This window comes from Flavobacterium sp. LM5, assembly GCF_002017945.1.
In the GTDB taxonomy this organism is placed as follows: Bacteria; Bacteroidota; Bacteroidia; order Flavobacteriales; family Flavobacteriaceae; genus Flavobacterium; species Flavobacterium succinicans.
In genome coordinates, this window is the sequence record NZ_MUFX01000002.1 from 165656 (window position 1) to 183117 (window position 17462).

Here is a 17462-nt window from a genome sequence, read left to right on the forward strand (position 1 = left end):
AATGAAATTTGTATATATTTGAGAAACCTATATTTAACGTCTATCACAATTATCTCTCAAAACGAGGTGATTTTGAGTGATTTTGTCAAACATATTTACTAGTTGTAAAACATTTAAAACAAACATTGTGCATATGAGAACATTTATTTCAGCCATTTCATTTTTTCTATTATTTCATACATATGCCCAAAATCAAAAAACTGTAAGCTGGATTAATGAAAATACAATTAAAATTGAAGATGCATATCCAGACACCAACCTTACTATATTTAATGATAACATCCCTCAAAAGTTTGCAGATGCAAAAATTTTCGGATTCGGAGAAACTACTCATCAAGGGAAAGAATTTTTCGATTTAAAGGCTAAATTCTTCAAATATTTAGTTCAAAACCAAAATGTCAAAATATTTATTATTGAGGACTCTTATACTTCCGAAGCAGCTATCAATGAATGGATTAGCGGTGGAAAAGGAAACGCAGAAACTATTGCTAACAATTTTAGCCTCGGATTTTGGTATTGCAAAGAAGTGGTCAATCTTTTGGAATGGATGAGAAATTATAACTTCAATAAAAGTAAGGATGAGCAAATTCGCTTTTATGGTATGGACATTCAAAACGTAAAAAAAATAAATGAGGAAATTCGAAGTTTAGTAAAAAAATATAATATTCCTGTAAGCGAAGAATTTCTTTTAGTAGTAGACAATTGTGTAGAAAAAAAAGTAGAATACGGTGTATCAACAGATTGGTCAGAAATTCAAACTCCAAAGCTAAATAAAATTCTGAGTATTTTACTTGATTTTAGAAAAGGTATTAAAGACGAGAATATTGATGAGTTCAATTCAACAATAAGAGCCTTGAATTATTTAATAAAATACACCTACTACGTACAAAATCACTATAGTCAAGATAGAGATTTAAAGATGTTTGAAAATGCTAAATGGATAATAGAAAATAAATCAAAAAACGGGAAAGCTTTTATTTGGGCTCATAACGAGCACATTAATAATAAAGGATTTGGCAATTATAGTAATCGAAACATTTATAATTTCGGAAGAAATATGAAAGAATATTATAAAAACGATTATTATAGTGTTGGTTTTGATTTTGGCACAGGTACACAAGCTGGTTATTTTTCTAATTCGGACGATAAACCTAGTTGGAAAAAAGTTGAATTAAATAAACCATTTGCAAAAACTTATGCCGAAACACTTATTGAGGCTAAAGATAAAATTTACTTTATTGATATGTCTACAGCTTTAAATGGTAATTCCTCGGAATTTTTCAAAAAGAAAGCAAAACAAATAGTTGCTGGTGGAGGAGGTTTTAATCCCAAAAAAAATAATTTGTATCAAAAAAAATTTTCCGAAATGTATGATGGATTAATCTTTGTAAAAAACATTACACTTCCGACCAATAATTTGATTACTAAATAAACTTTTTAAAATAGCAACTGCAACAGATTTGATCAATTGACTTAATGAAAAGTTGGTTTTGTATTTGGAGACTTGGCAAAGCTATTCAATGACGAATTATGCAATTGATAATGCCTTAAATCCTTATAAAATAAAAATGATTAGAAAAAGTAAACCTTTATAATTATGAAAAAAACATTTTATTTATTGTTGCTTATATTTATCTCTTGTAGTTTGAAACAAAACAAGACAAGCAATTTTGAAACAATAAACATTGAAAACTTTTCATATGGAAAATTAGGCATATCATATGAAGAAATAGATAGTATTGCAAGTATTTTTAAGATTAGTAAAAAGAAAATTACCAGTAGTGTTTATGATACTTCATTGAAAAAAAATTTCCCTATAAATGATAATACGTTTAATTATATATTCTTTGACGATAATACAAAAGAGATTACCAAAAAAGCAACACTTTATGTGAAACCTTATTTTTATAAAGGTGAAAAAAAATATTTTGCCTATAAAATCGAATAAAACCTGATCCCGCTGCCCAAAGTGTTCTTACTTACGAATAAACTTTTTGTGTGTGCTGCTCGAACATCTCTGACTTCGCGCCGTTTTAAATCGTGTTGTAAACCGTAAATGTGATAAAAGTATGTGCTGCGCATCCTATGATAAAAAACAATTAAAAAAATGAAAAAAATTTTATTACTACTTTCTATACTTCAATACACTTTTACGTATGCTCAAAAGGAGCTAAACTTTAAAATACATTACAACCCAGAAACCAATTATAACCAAACCGTACAACAAACTTCAGAAATGAGTGTGAAATACATAACATCTGAAGATATTCTTCAAAAACTAAAAGAAAATGGAATTCAAAATCCAACAATTACAAGCTCTAATTCAAAAATTGAAATGGTTTTAAGAACTGGAAAATTATCTAATGCTAAGAGTTTTCCAATAACTATGGAATTTATTAATACAACTAGTAATGACGGAAAAAAATCTATTCCTGATGGGACACTAATTTATGGTGTCGGAACAATTGATGATTTGCCTAGACTTGACTCTATTGTTTCAAAAAATCTTGATGAAAATTACAAAAAAGCTTTACTTCAAACTTTACAAAGCACATTTTCTCAATTATCATTTCCAGAAAAAAAAATGAAAATTGGTGATAGTTTTTCTCAAAAAACTCCTTTAACAATGCCAATTGCAGATGTTAGCATAAAAATGTTAATCACTACAACTTATAAATTGTTAAGCATAACCAACAACAAAGCAAGTCTAGATGTAGACTTAATTTTTACATTGGATTCAAACATTACAAAATACAATGTAAAAGCTACTGGCCAAGGAAAAGGAATAATGGTTTACGACCTAAACACGCAATTCATTTCTAAATACGAAACAGAAACACTAATGGAAATGTTTTTAAAGGCAGATAAGTTTGATTTGGAATTAAATGCGAAAAGTGGTTTTATCCAAACTGTGGCAGCTTCTAGAACTTAAAACTGATCCCCCGCAGCACCCGATAGCGCGGATTTGCAATCCGTGCCTACCACCCGCTCTCCAAAGTGTTCTTGTGTATAAATAAATTTCTTGCGTGTGCTGTGCGAACGTCTCTGACTTCGCGCCGTTTTAAATGATGTTGTAAACCGTAAATGTGATAAAAGTCTCCTGACTTTTTAAGGGAATAGCTTTAGAATGATTTACGTGCCAAATCCCTAAATATTTTTGACTACGTTTTTACTATATCAATAAACGAAGTTTTTTCACAGGCTTACGTTGGCGGCAATAATTTGACAAATATTGTGTAAAATCAAATATTGTACATACATTTGTACAAATTACAATAATTATGTTGGTAGCAAATATTTCAGATTTCAGAAAAGATATTAAATCTTACTTTGATAGAGTAGCATTAAACTTTGAAACTCTAATTATAAATCGTGGAAAAGATTCAGGGATTGTTGTTATTTCACTTGAAGAATACAATTCACTGATTGCAACAAATCATGAATTATCAAACAGAACTAATGAAAGTAGGTTAGATTCTGCAATTGATAAATTTAAAAGTGGTAAGTCATTTTCTAAAGACTTAATTGAGGATTAAAATGAAATATGTTTTTGTTGATGAATCTTGGGAAGATTATTTATACTGGCAAAAAATAGACAAGAAGAAAGTTAAAAAAATAAATGACCTACTCAAAGATATTTCTAGAAATCCTTTTGAAGGAATAGGAAAGCCCGAAGCATTGAAGCACAAGTATGCAGGATTTTGGTCAAGAAGAATTGATGATGAACATAGATTAATCTACAGGTTTATTGATGATGAAATTCAAATTGTCAAATGTAGACATCATTACGACTAATAGTACCCGAAGTGTTCTTATTTACTAATAAATTTCTTGCGTGTGCAGTGCGAACGTCTCTGACTTCGCGCCCGATAGCGGGATTTACTTCGTCAGTTCGCTATCGCTTGGGAGCAATCCTTGTCTACAACTTCAAGCATAAAAAACAAAAAGCTACTAGAGACAATTCCTGCAGCTTTTTTTTATTTATAAAAACTCGTTACCAATAGCCGTAACGCTATTGAAACCTATCAATTTTCAAGCGTTATGCAAAAAAAACTTCGGCTGGAAGGCTAAAAAAAATTTTAAGCTTTTGCGCCATTTTCAAGGTAATTTCACGCTTTCCAGAAAGAATGGCTGAAACGTGTCCTTTGCTTCCAATAATGGACTCGAGATCTTTGGCTTTGATTCCCATTTCTTCCATTTTATATTTAATTACTTCCAATGCATCCAATTCGGGTAATTGATGGTGTTTTTCATCATAATCTTTGACCAAAACCAGTAGCAAATCGAGTTCGTCACCTTCTGCTGTATTTGGTTTCGCGTGAAATAGCTCCATCAATCGCATGGATGCTTTTGTATAATCTTCCTCGGTTTTTAGTACTTTCCAGTTCATCTTTATTGCTTTTTATAGTTCAAAATTGCTGTGTCAAAAGCAACAGTTGCAACATTTATTTTATCGTATTCTTTGTGCGTTCCAAACCAAATTACATAACAAGCGGTCTGAAGAAAATTAATCGAAACCACTAATCTAAAATCATTCCCTTTTATATTGAAAACAACCCTTTCGTTATTGACTACACTCGCATTTCCATAAACTCTTTTGAGCTCATTGAAATTTTGAAAATCTTGTTTGGAAAATTCATTGTACCAAATCAATAATGGCATTTTGGAAATGGGATATTTTTCGGTGTAAAATAAAACGGTTTTCTTTACAAGGATTTTCATTTAACAAATGTACTCAAAAGTTTTCAATTTGCAAACTATTTATTTTTTTTTAAGTATTGAACAACTAATCAACACATAAACATAACCCGATAGCGGGGATTTACTTCGTCAGTTCGCTATCATGTAGGCTTTATTACAAAAAAAAAAAATGTTTTTTATGTTATGAAAAGGAGACGTTCTTGCCTAGCCCTGATGGGAGCGGCATCCTGTGGCTCTGGGGTTCAGAGCCACAGATATAGCGTACAGCAGGAGGATTCGTGAGGATAGCGCTATTGTTGCTGCTCCTAAATACAACCAAAAGATTCGTTCATAACTCCTGGCTGTTTTGATGGTTTCTCAATTTCTAAATTCCTAATTTGCGCCTTCAAATTAATAAAGAAAAAATGAAGGTTTGTATTGCCGAAAAACCCAGTGTTGCTCGAGAAATTGCCACCATATTGGGCGCGAATACCAAGCACGATGGGTATTTTGAAGGTAATGGTTATGCGGTAACGTATACGTTTGGGCATTTGTGTACCTTAAAAGAACCAAACGATTATTGGCCTCACTGGAAGAGTTGGGATTTGAATAACTTACCGATGCTTCCAGAAAAATTTGAAACTAAATTGGTGCAGAATTCGGGAATTCAAAAGCAATTCAACATCATCAAAAGTTTGTTTGACAAAGCTACAGTTGTGATTAATTGTGGTGATGCTGGACAAGAAGGAGAACTCATTCAGCGTTGGGTAATGAACGAAGCGAACTACAAAGGCGAAGTACAACGTTTATGGATTTCGTCTCTAACCGCAGAGGCTATTAAAGAAGGTTTTCAAAACCTAAAACCTGCTTCCCAATATGATAATTTGTTTTATGCTGGTTTCTCTAGAGCCATTGGCGACTGGTTGTTGGGGATGAATGCCACGCGTTTGTACACCGTAAAACACGGTGGTTACCAACAAGTATTGTCAATTGGACGGGTGCAAACGCCTACGCTGGCGATGGTTGTAGAACGCTTCAAAGCGATTGAAAATTTTAAACCTCAGCCCTATTGGGAATTGCAAACCTTGTACAGAGAAACGCTTTTTAGTTATGAAGAAGGGCGGTTTTTGAATAAAGACGAGGGAGCGGTTTTGGCCAACAAAGTTAAAGAAAGTGATTTCGAAATTATTAGTATCGATAAAAAGAAAGGCAATGAATATGCTCCAAAACTTTTTGATTTAACGGGATTACAGGTGTATTGCAATACCAAATTTGGCTTTTCGGCGGAGGAAACTCTTAAAATTGTTCAGACTTTATACGAACAAAAAGTAGTTACTTACCCTAGAGTTGATACTACTTTCTTGCCCAACGACATTTATCCAAAAGTACCCGCTATTTTGCAAAACTTAACGCAATATGCTGCACTGACTGAACCGCTGTTGGCAAAAAAGATAAAAAAATCGCCCAAGGTATTTAACGATAAAAAAGTGACCGACCACCACGCCATCATTCCTACTGGCGTGCAGAGCCATTTACAATTCAATCAGCAGCAAGTATATGATAGCATTGTAAAGCGTTTTATCGCTGTGTTTTATGACGATTGTTTGGTGGCTAACACTACCGTAATTGGTAAAGCAGCCGAGGTACATTTCAAAACTACTGGGAAGGAAATCTTAAAGAAAGGATTTCGTGTTGTTTTTGAAGACCCAAATGCCAAAGAAAAAGAAGCAGACCTCCTTCCGAATTTTGTGGTTGGCGAAAAAGGACCACACCAACCCTCCTTTTTAGAAAAGGAAACCAAAGCGCCCAATCAGTTTACCGAGGCTACACTTTTGAGAGCAATGGAAACCGCTGGCAAACAAGTAGACGACGAGGATTTACGAGAATTAATGAAAGAAAATGGTATTGGTCGTCCTTCTACTCGCGCGAATATTATTGAAACGCTCTTTAGACGAAAATACATAGTCCGCAATAAAAAACAAGTTTTGCCCACACCAACAGGAGTGCAATTGATTGATACCATTCAGAATGAATTGATAAAATCAGCAGAACTCACAGGAACTTGGGAAAAGCAATTGCGCGATATTGAAAAGGGCACCTATACAGCTTCGGCTTTCATAAAAAACATGAAGCAAATGGTGGATAATTTAGTCTATGAAGTGAGAAGCGAAACCAGACGTGCCAATATTTCGCACGCCGAAAATGTCCCAAAAATCGAAACTGTTGTAGAGAAAAAGAAAGCGGCAGGAATTTTGGCAGCAATCTGTCCTAAATGTCAAAAAGGAAATTTGATTAAAGGAAAATCGGCTTATGGTTGTAGTGAATATAAATCGGGTTGCGATTTTGTACTTCCCTATGTTTTTGAAGGTAAAAAGATTTCTGAAAGTCAATATTTGCGCTTGCTTCAAAAAGGATCAACTGTAAATTTAAAAGACTTTAAAACCGATGCAGGATCAGTTGAGGGTTTAATCCGTTTTGAAGAAAATTTCAAACTCAAATTAGAACCAAAGAAAACCGAATTAAAAAAGACACTTGATACTTTAACTTGCCCAAAATGCAAAAAAGGAACAGTGCTAAAAGGAAAAACGGCTTACGGTTGTAGCGATTATAAATTGGGTTGTGATTTTAAAGTTACTTTTGAAAGGGTTAGAGAAAAACTAAAAGATCAAAAACCGACAAAAGAACTGGTACATTCTATTTTAGAGAAAAGCATTTAATTCTATTCAACCGCAAAGTTCACAAAGAATTACGCAAAGTTCGCTAAGCGTTGCGTTCCTTGCGCTAACTTTGTGATCTTTGCGGTTAAGAACGCAAACTTTTTTCATAAATTAGCGCCATCAATCCAAACAAAAAATTTGTATCATGTTTCAAAAAACGACACTTTTATTGGTCTTTGTAGCGCTTGCGTCCTGTAACAACAACGCGAACAAAAATGAAAAAATCAAAGCTTCGCAATGGCTCTTGGGCACTTGGACCCAGCAATCTGAACAAGGGATTTTAGAAGAAACATGGAAATCTGTAAACGACAGCACCTTTGAAGGCACTTCGTATTTTATAAAAGGGAAAGATACATTGCACAACGAAATTATTGTGTTGCAACAAAATGGCCCTCATTTTATTTACAAAGCCACCATCAAAGGTCAAAACAATGACCAAACCATTGCGTTTCCGTTAACTTCAGCTACAGATAAAAACTTGGTATTCGAAAACCCTAAACACGATTACCCTCAAAAAATAACATATCAATTAGCAAAAGATTCGACTTTGATCGCCAAGATATCAGGGATTCAAGCGGGGAAACCTTCGGCTGAAACCTATACCCTGAAAAAGGTAAAATAACACTATCCCTATTCTTTTCATACCTCGATTCTAAAAAATCGAGGTTTTTTTTATCCGTAAAATACTATTGTTGAAACGGATAGAAGACTGTATCTGTTTTATTTTTATTTATTCTAAATAAACTTTGATTTTACCAAAGAGACTTTTATATTTGCACTATTATTTTTAATTAATCTAAATAAAATGAACAAAATACTACTAGCCACAACCGCATTGTTACTAAGCAATGCTTTTTATGGTCAAATCACCGAAAAAGATACCATTAACAAATTAAAATCAGTAGAAATTAGCAACAAGTACAAATACAAAAGGGAGAAAAGTACGACTGTTGCTAAAATGCCACTGAATAATATCGAAAACCCACAAGTGTACAACACCGTTACTGGTGAGTTGATGAAAGAGCAATTGGTTACCAACTTTAATGATGCGTTAAAAAATGCCACAGGAATTTCTCGTTTGTGGGAATCAACCGGAAGAGGAGGCGATGGTGCTGAGTACTTTTCGATGAGAGGATTTGCTGTGCAACCCACAATGATTAATGGTCTGCCAGGGATTAATAACGGAACCATAGACCCTATAAACATCGACAATATCGAAGTGATAAAAGGACCTTCTGGAACTTTATTTGGAAGCAGCCTCATCTCTTACGGAGGGTTGATTAATGTAGTGACCAAAAAACCATTTCAAAACTTTGGCGGAGAAGTAAGCTATACTTCAGGATCCTACGGACTCAATCGAGTAACTGCCGATGTAAATATCCCATTAAACCAAGACGCTTCAATTCGTGTGACTTCGGCTCATCAAAAAGAGAATTCGTTTCAAGATGCAGGTTTTGCGAAATCCTTTTTCTTAGCACCTTCGTTGAGCTATAAGATAAATGATAAATTGTCTTTCTTAATTACAACCGAATTTACCAATCGCACTTCTGCCAATGCACCAATGATTTTCTTAAGCCGATTTGCGCCTTTGTCATTTAATTCGATAGCTATTTTTGAAGACAATTACAAAAAATCATATACTTCGAATGAGTTAACGATCAACAACAACAGTTTCAACTTACAAGCACAAATGTTGTATAAGCTTTCTGAAAAATGGACTTCACAAACTGTATTATCAAGAAATAATAGCAAAACAAATGGTTATTATTCCTATTTGTGGGATTCAGCCAATGGAAATGAATTCACCCGATTCATTTCAAAAAGAAATGGTGAAACCTTAGGCACGGACTTGCAACAAAATTTCATCGGAGACTTTAAAATTGGCTCCTTAAGAAATCGTTTGGTCGTTGGTGCTGATTATTTAAAAATCAATACCATCAACGGAAGTACTGGTTGGGTTGGCAATGGTAAAGTATCACTTGTGAATCAAACCGATACAGGAGATGTTACCCAAGCAGGCGTTGATAAGTTACTCGTGGGTTCTTTCGAAGGTAACACAGATGCACAAACCGAAGTCTTGAGTGCATATGCCTCTGATGTTTTAAATATTACAGATCAACTTTCGGTTATGGCAAGTTTACGTATTGATAATTTCAAATCGTCAACAGCTAATGAAAGTAATTCTCAAACAACTGTTTCTCCAAAATTTGGCGCCGTGTATCAAATCATTGAAAACAAAGTCTCTGTTTTTGGAAATTATATGAATGGATTTACCAACGTGGCTCCAAAAGAAGTTAGCAATGTTGACGGAAGTAATCCAAGAATGAAATCTTTCGACCCCGAACACGCCAATCAATATGAATTTGGATTAAAAACCAATCTGTACAAAGACATCATATCAGCATCGATTAGTTACTACAATATTGATGTAAAAAACAAACTAATGACCAATCCAAACAACATCAACGATTCTTTTCAGGGCGGTGAAGTGAATAGCAAAGGAGTAGAAATTAGTTTTACAGCAAATCCAACCCAAGGACTTAACATCATCGCTGGCGTGAGCAACAATAAAAGTGAAATAACCAAAGACAACCCTGGAGATGGTTATTTAGGATTTAGACCAGAAGAAGCGGGACCAGAAACATTAATCAATCTTTGGGCAAATTATACCATTCCATCTGGCGCATTAGAAGGCTTTGGCTTTGGTCTTGGCGGAAATTATGCTAGCGAATACAAAACATTAAACAGAAGTACTACAGGCACTTTTGCTTTACCAGATTACACCGTGTTGAACACTGCTTTGTCTTACAATCACGATAAATTCAATTTTGTTTTAAAATTAAATAACGTATTGAATGAGAAGTATTTTTCTGGTTGGTCAACGGTAACCCCTCAACGATTAAGAAGCCTTACCGCTGGATTATCATATAAGTTTTAGTTTTCATAATTGTTTTTGTTTAACAAAACTCCTCATTTCGATGGGGAGTTTTAATCATTTAAAATGAAAAAAATTAATTTTAAAAAAAGCATTCGACTACTGCATCTTTGGCTGGGCTTGGGTTCAGGAATTATTGTATTTATCATAGCTGTAACTGGTTGTTTGTATGCTTTTCAGGAAGAAATTCAGAACATTACACAAGAATACCGCTTTGTAGAAAAACAAAAAGCACCTTTTCTTTTGCCCTCGCAATTACTACCAATTGCTAAAAAAGAATTGCCTAACAAAGTCTTACATGCCTTAAAATACAATACTCCTGACCAAGCTATAGAAGCTATCTTTTATAATTATGAACCTACCTATCATTATGTGGTATACTTGAACCCCTACTCGGGCAAAGTACTAAAAGTAGCCAATATGGAAGATGGCTTTTTTAGATTTATATTAGATGGTCATTTCTACTTGTGGTTACCTCATGAAATTGGACAAGTTGTAGTTGCTTCTGCTACTCTTATCTTCCTTGTACTACTTGTATCTGGTTTAATTTTATGGTTTCCAAAAAACAAGAAAGCAGCCAAACAACGTTTTTGGTTTCGATGGAAAGAAGGTCTAAAATGGAAACGAAAAAACTACGATTTACATAATATTACGGGATTTTATGTTTCAGCAATCGGTCTAATCTTTGCCATAACAGGACTCGTTTGGGGATTTCCTTGGTTTGCTTATGGCTATTACAAAATAATAGGAGGAGAAAAGTCATTACTCTATGAAGACCCCGTCTCAAAAGAAGTAACACTAGCAAAAAAAATAGAGAACCCTTTGGACAAAGTATTTCTGCTCATGCAAGAACAATACCCGAAGGCCGCTTATATTGAAGTACATCCACCTGAAAACCGAAAAAGCGCTATAACTACTAATGCTAACTTAGAAAAAGGAACCTACTGGAAAACCGATTATCGCTATTTTGACCAAAATACATTAGAAGAAAAAGAAGTAACTCACATCTACGGAAAATTATCTAAAGCAGATACATCAGACCGATTACTGAGAATGAATTATGATATTCACACAGGAGCTATAATGGGATTAGCAGGTAAAGTTTTTGCTTTTTTGATTAGTTTATTAATCGCCACATTGCCCATTACAGGTTGCCTGATTTGGTATGGCAGAAAAAAGCTAAATAAAACAAATATTTCGCTTTAAATTATGAAACTCCATTAAACCTTTTGCCTTTATTTGCATCTAAACAAGCATATAAAAAACGGTGCATAAAAGACAAATAAATATTGGTAGCTAATTTTTTATTTTTACTTTTGCTATTATTTTTATTTATTCTAAATAATACTCTAACCCTATCGTTTTACTTTTCCAAATATGAAAAAATACTTTATAACTCCATTAGCATTTGCTGTTACTTTATTATGCAGTGCCCAACAAAAAAATAGCTTACTCGATCAGTCCTTTTGGAAAAACGCACCAGATGTTGCAGCGGTAAAAGCCGAAATTGAAAAAGGGAACAGCCCTGCAGCAAATAATGCAAACGCCTTTGATGTGACCACTATCGCTATCAATTCGAATGCACCCACAGAAACTGTCAAATTTTTATTAGAACAAAAAGGAAACCCAGTTACCAAGCTCACTCACGACAGCAGAATTTATCTTCATTGGGCAGCTAATAAAGGTAATATTGATATTGTAAACTATCTACTTTCAAAAGGATCCGACATTAATTTAGAGGATAGTAAAGGCGAAACACCTTTGACTTTTGCTGCTTCAAATGGACAAACGAATCCTAAAATTTATGACGCTTTCTTTAAAGCAGGAATCGATCCTAAACAAAAATATAAAGATGGCGTTACCCTACTTTTAAAGGCAATCGCTTCTGATACAAATTTAACACTTGCTGATTACTTAAGCACCAAAGGTCTTTCACTAAACGACACGGATAATAACGGAAGTACAGCGTTTGATTATGCTGCAAGAACAGGAAATATTCCTTTCTTGAAAACACTTTTGAGTAAAGGAGTTAAACCTACTGAAGCGGCCCTTTTAATAGCGGCGCAGGGTTCTAGAAGAGAAACAACACCTTTGGCAGCTTATCAATTTCTGGTAGAGGAACTAAAAATCAATCCTAAAGCTACAAACAAATCCAACGAAAACGTGTTGCATTTGGTAGCTAACAAATCCAATCAATTAGAAATTATCAATTATTTTACAGCAAAAGGAGTGGATCCGAATGCAAAAGATAATGATGGCAACACGCCTCTACTCCTTGCATCGGCTGGCAATGACATAGAAGTGGTAAAACAATTTTCTATAACTACTAACAACATTAATGCTCAAAACGCTAAAAAAGAATCTGCACTAACGTTAGCCGTAAAATCGGGTTCACCAGAAATTTTCAATTATCTACTAAGCAAAGGTGCTGATCTTTCGGTGGTGGATAAAGACGGATACACTTTAGGATACTATTTAATACAATCCTATCGTCCACAGTCAACAGAAAGAAGAGGCCCGCAAACTGGAAATGAGTCAAAATCGGATCCGTTTCAAGCTAAAATCACTATTTTTAAAGATAAAGGATTCAATTTGGCTAGTCCTCAAAAAGACGGAAGTACCTTATATCACTTTGCAGTTGTCAAAAATGATTTAGCTTTGATTGAAAAATTGGCCGAACTAAAAATTGACATTAATACAAAAAACAATGATGGCTTAACAGCTTTACACAAAGCCGCTATGCTAGCCAAAGATGAAACCATCTTGAAATACTTAGTTGCTAACGGTGCACAAAAAGACAGCAAAACAGAATTTGACGAAACTGCATATTTACTAGCTAAAGAAAACGAAACGTTAACCAAAAAGAACATCGATTTAGAGTTTTTGAAATAGTTGAGTTAGTACTTAGTGATTAGTCCTTAGTAACTAGCAAGTAAAGTCAACAACATAATTCATAACTCATAATTTACCCTCATAATGAAATCATTTTTAAAAATAAGTTTACTCATACTAATTAGTTTTTTATCGTTTCAAGCCACAGCCCAAACTAGCAAATACAAATGCATGTTGCAAATGTCAAATTATGTGGGTGAAGGAGCTTACATTGTTGTATCGTTAATCAATCCAAAAGGTGAATACGAAAAAACCCTTTATGTAATGGGTGATGATAAAAAATGGTACAACACGCTAAAAGAATGGCATAAATACCAATCAAAGAAAAAAGAAAACATTAGTGCCAAAACTGGAGCTTCTGTAACTGGTGGAGACCGTAGCATTACCACTATCGAGATAGAAGATGCTAAAATCAACAAAGGCTACAAACTCCGTTTTGAAAGCGCCGTAGAAGATAATAAATACTATGTTACCGATGCCGAAATCCCATTAACATCCGAAGGTTTAACAGTCAAAACAGATGGTAAAGGGTATATCCGCTACGTACGTTTCAATAAAATCTAAAAACATCTTGTAAAAAATAGGCAAAGTCATTTAAGATTGAGGAATAACCTTAATCTTATTTGACTTCGTTTTTTTTCATTTTGTACATCATAAAAACTAAAAGTCCTTTTCTATGACTCTTTCCTTTTGGCGCTACGCCCATTTGGTCCTAGCGATTTTCTCTTCTCTTTTTTTAGTACTAGCCTCCGTAACAGGTACCATTCTAGCTGTAGATGCCATTCAAGAAAAGATCCCTTCTTACCAGGTTAGTAACTTCGATAAAATTACGTTAGCAGAAACGCTTCCTGTTTTACGAAAAACCTATCCTGAAATAACAGCGGTAAGTGTAGATCACAATCAATTTGTTACTTTACAAGGTATCGATCAAGAAGGTAATGATATTAATGCCTTTGTAGATCCAACCAATGGTAAAATTCTAGGGAAACCAAGTCCAAAAAGCGAATTCATTAAATGGACTACGGCTTTACACCGCTCTTTGTTTTTAAAAGAAACTGGACGATTTATCGTTGGTTTTATTTCATTTTTATTGGCGCTTATTGCGCTTTCTGGATTGGCGTTAATCATTAATCGTCAAAGAAGCATTCGAAGTGTGTTTTCAAAAGTTGTAAAAGAAAACTTCGCCCAATATTATCACATTATTACTGGAAGATTAGCGCTAGTTCCAATACTTATCATTGCGATTACTGGTGCGTATCTTACCCTTGAAAAGTTTCATTTTTTTATAGAAAACGATGCTTCAGCAACCGAAACGGTAGCCCTGCCTTCGTCCAAAAAACAAAATACTTCTATATTCAACACCACACTTTTGTCCGATGTCACCAAAATCGAATTTCCTTTTTCGGATGATCCTGAAGAATACTTTATCATTCATCTAAAAGATAAAGAAATAGAAGTACATCAAATAACTGGAGCTGTAGTCACCGAAAAAGCAATCGCAACCACCACACAATTTAAAGACCTAAGTCTCGATTTACACACCGGCAGAACCAACATTCTGTGGGCTGTAATTCTTGGTTTGGCTAGTATCAATCTATTGTTCTTTATTTATTCTGGATTTGCGATGACGTTGCGACGCAGAGCCAGTCGCATCAAAAATAAATTCAAGACCAAAGACAGCGAAATCATTCTCCTTGTAGGTTCCGAAAATGGAAGTACCCTGCGATTTGCTAATGCCGTGCAACAGCAATTTATTGCTCTTGGCAAAAAAGCCTATCTCGCCGAGATGAATTCCTATACCCTGTTTCCAAAAGCAGAACAATTGCTAGTTTTTGCTGCAACTCACGGTATGGGCGATGCTCCATCTAATGCGAATCAATTTATTGAATTACTGAGCAAAACTACACAAAAACAAAAAATCAAAACCGCTATTATTGGTTTTGGGTCTAAATCCTATGCGGATTTTTGTGGTTTTGCTTATGATGTAGAAGCTGCATTAGCAAAACAAAATTGGAGCGAAACCATAGTGCCGTTACATACCGTAAACGACAAATCTACAGAAGAATTTGTGGCTTGGATTCAGTTATGGAATACCGCAACTTCCTTACCGCTCGCTACTACTCCATCGCTATACAATGCAATACCAAAGGGTTTACAGACTTTTGAAGTTGTGTCCAAAACACAAGTATCAACGGACGAAGACACCTTTTTGGTCAGCTTCAAATCCTCTAGATGGAACAAATTCCAATCGGGAGATTTGTTAGCCATCTATCCTGCTAACGACAGTAGAGAACGTTTATACTCCATCGGTAAACACGAAGGACAACTACAATTGGTGGTCAAATTACACGAATACGGATTAGGTTCGGGTTATTTGAATCAACTTGAAATAGGTACCAAAATAAAAGCACGAGTAATCACGAATACCGCTTTTCACTTCCCTAAACAAGCTACCAAAGTTGCTTTAATTTCTAATGGAACTGGAATTGCACCGTTCTTAGGAATGATTCAAGAGTCGACACCCAAAACGGAAACGCATTTGTATTGCGGTTTTAGAACCGAGACTAAAAGCGTTACAAGCTATACAAAACTCGCACAAGAAATGATGAACCAACAAAAGCTCCAAAGCTTTAATTTGGCCTTATCCAGAACAGTAAACGGCTGTCGTGTGACACAGTTGATAGAACGTGATGCCGCTTTTTTCAAAGCGCTGTTGAATGAAAATGGCGTTATAATGATTTGCGGTTCTTTGGCGATGCAAAAAGATGTAGAAAAAGTGCTCGAAACCATTTTAGAGGAATCCAATAGAAGCGTTTCAGATTATAAAGCCAAAGGGCAAATTTTGACCGATTGTTATTAGAATGCCTCACCCTGACCCTCTACAAAGGAACGGGAGAAGTTATTTAAAGATTAATCGTTTTGTAACAATTTCCTGCAAAGTTTTCAAAACCTTGTAGGTATCTTTGTTTAATTGAAATACCTACAAGATCAAAAAAAGACCTTGCAGGAATACAAAAAATAAGGAGCGTCTATGATAGTTTTTAGCGCTTTACATCGTCCCGTTTTTCGATACAATTCGAATGGTTATCAACTCATTTTCTTTAGGAACGGTTGTGTGAGGGATGGTAGTGGAGCTCTTTTTTGAGCATTTTTTTTGCTCAAAAAAAGCGGGAACGTACAGCCCGACCCGACCTTTTCGGGAGGGGCACACCCAAAATCAATATATTTATCTGAAATAAAAAATATGTCACTCAAAAATCTTTTCCTTTTGCTACTCGTTTGGAGTGTTTCGTGTCACAGTCAGGTGCTACGAAAAAAAACGACTTTGCTTATGGGCGGGCGTTTTGACATTACGATTGTTGCCCAAGATTCGGCCACGGCAAAAGAAAATATCGATGCTGTTGTTGCCGAAATCACTCGTATTGAGCATTTGATTTCGGACTGGAAACCCACTTCTCAAGTTTCGGAAGTGAATCAAAATGCGGGTATTCGCCCCGTAAAAGTCGACAAAGAAGTATTTGAATTGACGCAAAGAGCGCTTGAATTTTCAAAGATTACCAAGGGTGCATTTGACATTAGCTTTGCGGCTATGGATAGGATTTGGAAATTTGACGGGTCGATGACCGAGATGCCAACGGCAGAAGCCATTAAAAAATCGGTTGAAAAAGTGGGCTACCAAAACATCATATTAGACTCCGTTCAATCGACCATTTTCTTGAAAGTAAAAGGAATGAAAATTGGTTTTGGCGCTTTGGGCGAAGGCTACGCCACCGATAAATGTCGCGCTATGATGCTTGCAAAAGGCATTCCCGCTGGAATCATTAATGGCTCTGGCGATATGAGTACGTGGGGAATACAGCCTAATGGCAAACCTTGGAATATTGGCATTACAAACCCTTTTCGTCCCGAAAAAATTATGGCAGTTGTTCCCTTAAGGCAAGAAGCCGTAACCACTTCTGGGAGTTACGAAAAATATGTCGTTTTTGATGGCAAACGCTATTCACACATTATTAATCCCGCCACGGGATATCCTGCTTCGGGTTTGTGTAGCGTAACCGTTTTTGGTCCCAATGCCGAAACTGCGAATGGTTTGAGCACTTCGCTTATGGTTTTGGGACAACAAAAAGGATTGCTTTTGCTCGAAAAATTCGCGGACTACAGCTGCATTATGATTACGGATAACGGAAAAGCGATTCGGTCCAAAAACTTCAAAAAGAAATTGAAGACGCGATTGTAGC

At 35.2% G+C, this 17462-nt stretch carries 15 protein-coding genes; 13 read left to right on the plus strand and 2 right to left on the minus strand.

Annotated features, from left to right (window positions below):
• Positions 1–133: 133 nt before the first annotated feature.
• The 5 genes from BXU11_RS09105 to BXU11_RS09125 all read left to right on the plus strand — a co-directional run bounded on the left by BXU11_RS09105 (position 134) and on the right by BXU11_RS09125 (position 3795).
• Positions 134–1432, plus strand: a complete 1299-nt coding sequence (locus tag BXU11_RS09105) for an erythromycin esterase family protein (protein ID WP_078212310.1) — start codon at positions 134–136, stop codon at positions 1430–1432.
• A 165-nt stretch (positions 1433–1597) separates the two neighbouring features.
• The gene (locus BXU11_RS09110; RefSeq protein WP_078212311.1) at positions 1598–1948 is read left to right on the plus strand and encodes a hypothetical protein; all 351 of its coding nucleotides are present in this window, start codon (positions 1598–1600) and stop codon (positions 1946–1948) included.
• A 159-nt stretch (positions 1949–2107) separates the two neighbouring features.
• Positions 2108–2932 carry a DUF6263 family protein gene (locus tag BXU11_RS09115; RefSeq protein WP_078212312.1) on the plus strand — a complete coding sequence of 275 codons (825 nt, stop codon included), beginning with the start codon at positions 2108–2110 and terminating at the stop codon, positions 2930–2932.
• Positions 2933–3281: 349 nt separating this feature from the next.
• Positions 3282–3536: a type II toxin-antitoxin system Phd/YefM family antitoxin gene (locus tag BXU11_RS09120; protein ID WP_078212313.1), complete on the plus strand. Its 255-nt coding sequence runs from the start codon at positions 3282–3284 to the stop codon at positions 3534–3536.
• 1 nt (position 3537) lies between these two features.
• Positions 3538–3795 (plus strand): Txe/YoeB family addiction module toxin, encoded by a 258-nt coding sequence (locus tag BXU11_RS09125; RefSeq protein WP_024980191.1) that lies wholly within the window; start codon positions 3538–3540, stop codon positions 3793–3795.
• A 244-nt stretch (positions 3796–4039) separates the two neighbouring features.
• On the opposite strand, the gene BXU11_RS09130 is transcribed toward BXU11_RS09125, so the two are convergent.
• Both BXU11_RS09130 and BXU11_RS09135 read right to left on the minus strand, forming a co-directional pair.
• Positions 4040–4390: a type II toxin-antitoxin system HigA family antitoxin gene (locus BXU11_RS09130; protein WP_078212314.1), complete on the minus strand. Its 351-nt coding sequence runs from the start codon at positions 4388–4390 to the stop codon at positions 4040–4042.
• A gap of 2 nt (positions 4391–4392) precedes the next feature.
• A complete protein-coding gene (locus BXU11_RS09135) occupies positions 4393–4722 on the minus strand; it encodes a type II toxin-antitoxin system HigB family toxin (RefSeq protein ID WP_024980193.1) in 330 nt (109 codons plus the stop codon).
• A gap of 383 nt (positions 4723–5105) precedes the next feature.
• Here BXU11_RS09135 and BXU11_RS09140 point away from each other — a divergent pair, with 383 nt between their 5' ends.
• The 8 genes from BXU11_RS09140 (at position 5106) to BXU11_RS09175 (ending at position 17461) form a co-directional block, all read left to right on the plus strand.
• Entirely contained in the window at positions 5106–7397 is a 2292-nt protein-coding gene (locus BXU11_RS09140; protein ID WP_078212315.1) for a DNA topoisomerase 3, read from the plus strand.
• Positions 7398–7542: 145 nt separating this feature from the next.
• Positions 7543–8019, plus strand: a complete 477-nt coding sequence (locus tag BXU11_RS09145) for a DUF6265 family protein (RefSeq protein WP_078212316.1) — start codon at positions 7543–7545, stop codon at positions 8017–8019.
• A 183-nt stretch (positions 8020–8202) separates the two neighbouring features.
• Positions 8203–10335, plus strand: coding sequence for a TonB-dependent siderophore receptor (locus BXU11_RS09150; RefSeq protein ID WP_078212317.1), 2133 nt, complete (start codon positions 8203–8205; stop codon positions 10333–10335).
• Between the two features lie 63 nt (positions 10336–10398).
• A complete protein-coding gene (locus tag BXU11_RS09155) occupies positions 10399–11538 on the plus strand; it encodes a PepSY domain-containing protein (protein ID WP_078212318.1) in 1140 nt (379 codons plus the stop codon).
• Between the two features lie 171 nt (positions 11539–11709).
• A complete protein-coding gene (locus BXU11_RS09160; protein WP_078212319.1) occupies positions 11710–13224 on the plus strand; it encodes an ankyrin repeat domain-containing protein in 1515 nt (504 codons plus the stop codon).
• An 84-nt stretch (positions 13225–13308) separates the two neighbouring features.
• Complete coding sequence (locus BXU11_RS09165) at positions 13309–13788, plus strand: DUF2271 domain-containing protein (RefSeq protein ID WP_078212320.1); 480 nt, start codon at positions 13309–13311, stop codon at positions 13786–13788.
• Positions 13789–13900: 112 nt separating this feature from the next.
• Complete coding sequence (locus BXU11_RS09170; protein WP_078212321.1) at positions 13901–16084, plus strand: PepSY domain-containing protein; 2184 nt, start codon at positions 13901–13903, stop codon at positions 16082–16084.
• 384 nt (positions 16085–16468) lie between these two features.
• Positions 16469–17461: an FAD:protein FMN transferase gene (locus BXU11_RS09175; RefSeq protein WP_078212322.1), complete on the plus strand. Its 993-nt coding sequence runs from the start codon at positions 16469–16471 to the stop codon at positions 17459–17461.
• Position 17462: the final 1 nt, after the last annotated feature.

Excerpts from the sequence above, each read along its gene's own strand:
- BXU11_RS09115 (WP_078212312.1), top strand. The coding sequence starts at position 2,108 with ATGAAAAAAATTTTATTACTACTTTCTATACTTCAATACACTTTTACG.
- BXU11_RS09120 (WP_078212313.1), top strand. The coding sequence starts at position 3,282 with ATGTTGGTAGCAAATATTTCAGATTTCAGAAAAGATATTAAATCTTAC.
- BXU11_RS09150 (WP_078212317.1), top strand. The coding sequence starts at position 8,203 with ATGAACAAAATACTACTAGCCACAACCGCATTGTTACTAAGCAATGCT.
- BXU11_RS09165 (WP_078212320.1), top strand. The coding sequence starts at position 13,309 with ATGAAATCATTTTTAAAAATAAGTTTACTCATACTAATTAGTTTTTTA.
- BXU11_RS09125 (WP_024980191.1), top strand. The coding sequence starts at position 3,538 with ATGAAATATGTTTTTGTTGATGAATCTTGGGAAGATTATTTATACTGG.
- BXU11_RS09155 (WP_078212318.1), top strand. The coding sequence starts at position 10,399 with ATGAAAAAAATTAATTTTAAAAAAAGCATTCGACTACTGCATCTTTGG.
- BXU11_RS09110 (WP_078212311.1), top strand. The coding sequence starts at position 1,598 with ATGAAAAAAACATTTTATTTATTGTTGCTTATATTTATCTCTTGTAGT.
- BXU11_RS09145 (WP_078212316.1), top strand. The coding sequence starts at position 7,543 with ATGTTTCAAAAAACGACACTTTTATTGGTCTTTGTAGCGCTTGCGTCC.
- BXU11_RS09175 (WP_078212322.1), top strand. The coding sequence starts at position 16,469 with ATGTCACTCAAAAATCTTTTCCTTTTGCTACTCGTTTGGAGTGTTTCG.
- BXU11_RS09170 (WP_078212321.1), top strand. The coding sequence starts at position 13,901 with ATGACTCTTTCCTTTTGGCGCTACGCCCATTTGGTCCTAGCGATTTTC.
- BXU11_RS09105 (WP_078212310.1), top strand. The coding sequence starts at position 134 with ATGAGAACATTTATTTCAGCCATTTCATTTTTTCTATTATTTCATACA.
- BXU11_RS09140 (WP_078212315.1), top strand. The coding sequence starts at position 5,106 with ATGAAGGTTTGTATTGCCGAAAAACCCAGTGTTGCTCGAGAAATTGCC.
- BXU11_RS09160 (WP_078212319.1), top strand. The coding sequence starts at position 11,710 with ATGAAAAAATACTTTATAACTCCATTAGCATTTGCTGTTACTTTATTA.
- BXU11_RS09135 (WP_024980193.1), bottom strand. The coding sequence starts at position 4,722 with ATGAAAATCCTTGTAAAGAAAACCGTTTTATTTTACACCGAAAAATAT.
- BXU11_RS09130 (WP_078212314.1), bottom strand. The coding sequence starts at position 4,390 with ATGAACTGGAAAGTACTAAAAACCGAGGAAGATTATACAAAAGCATCC.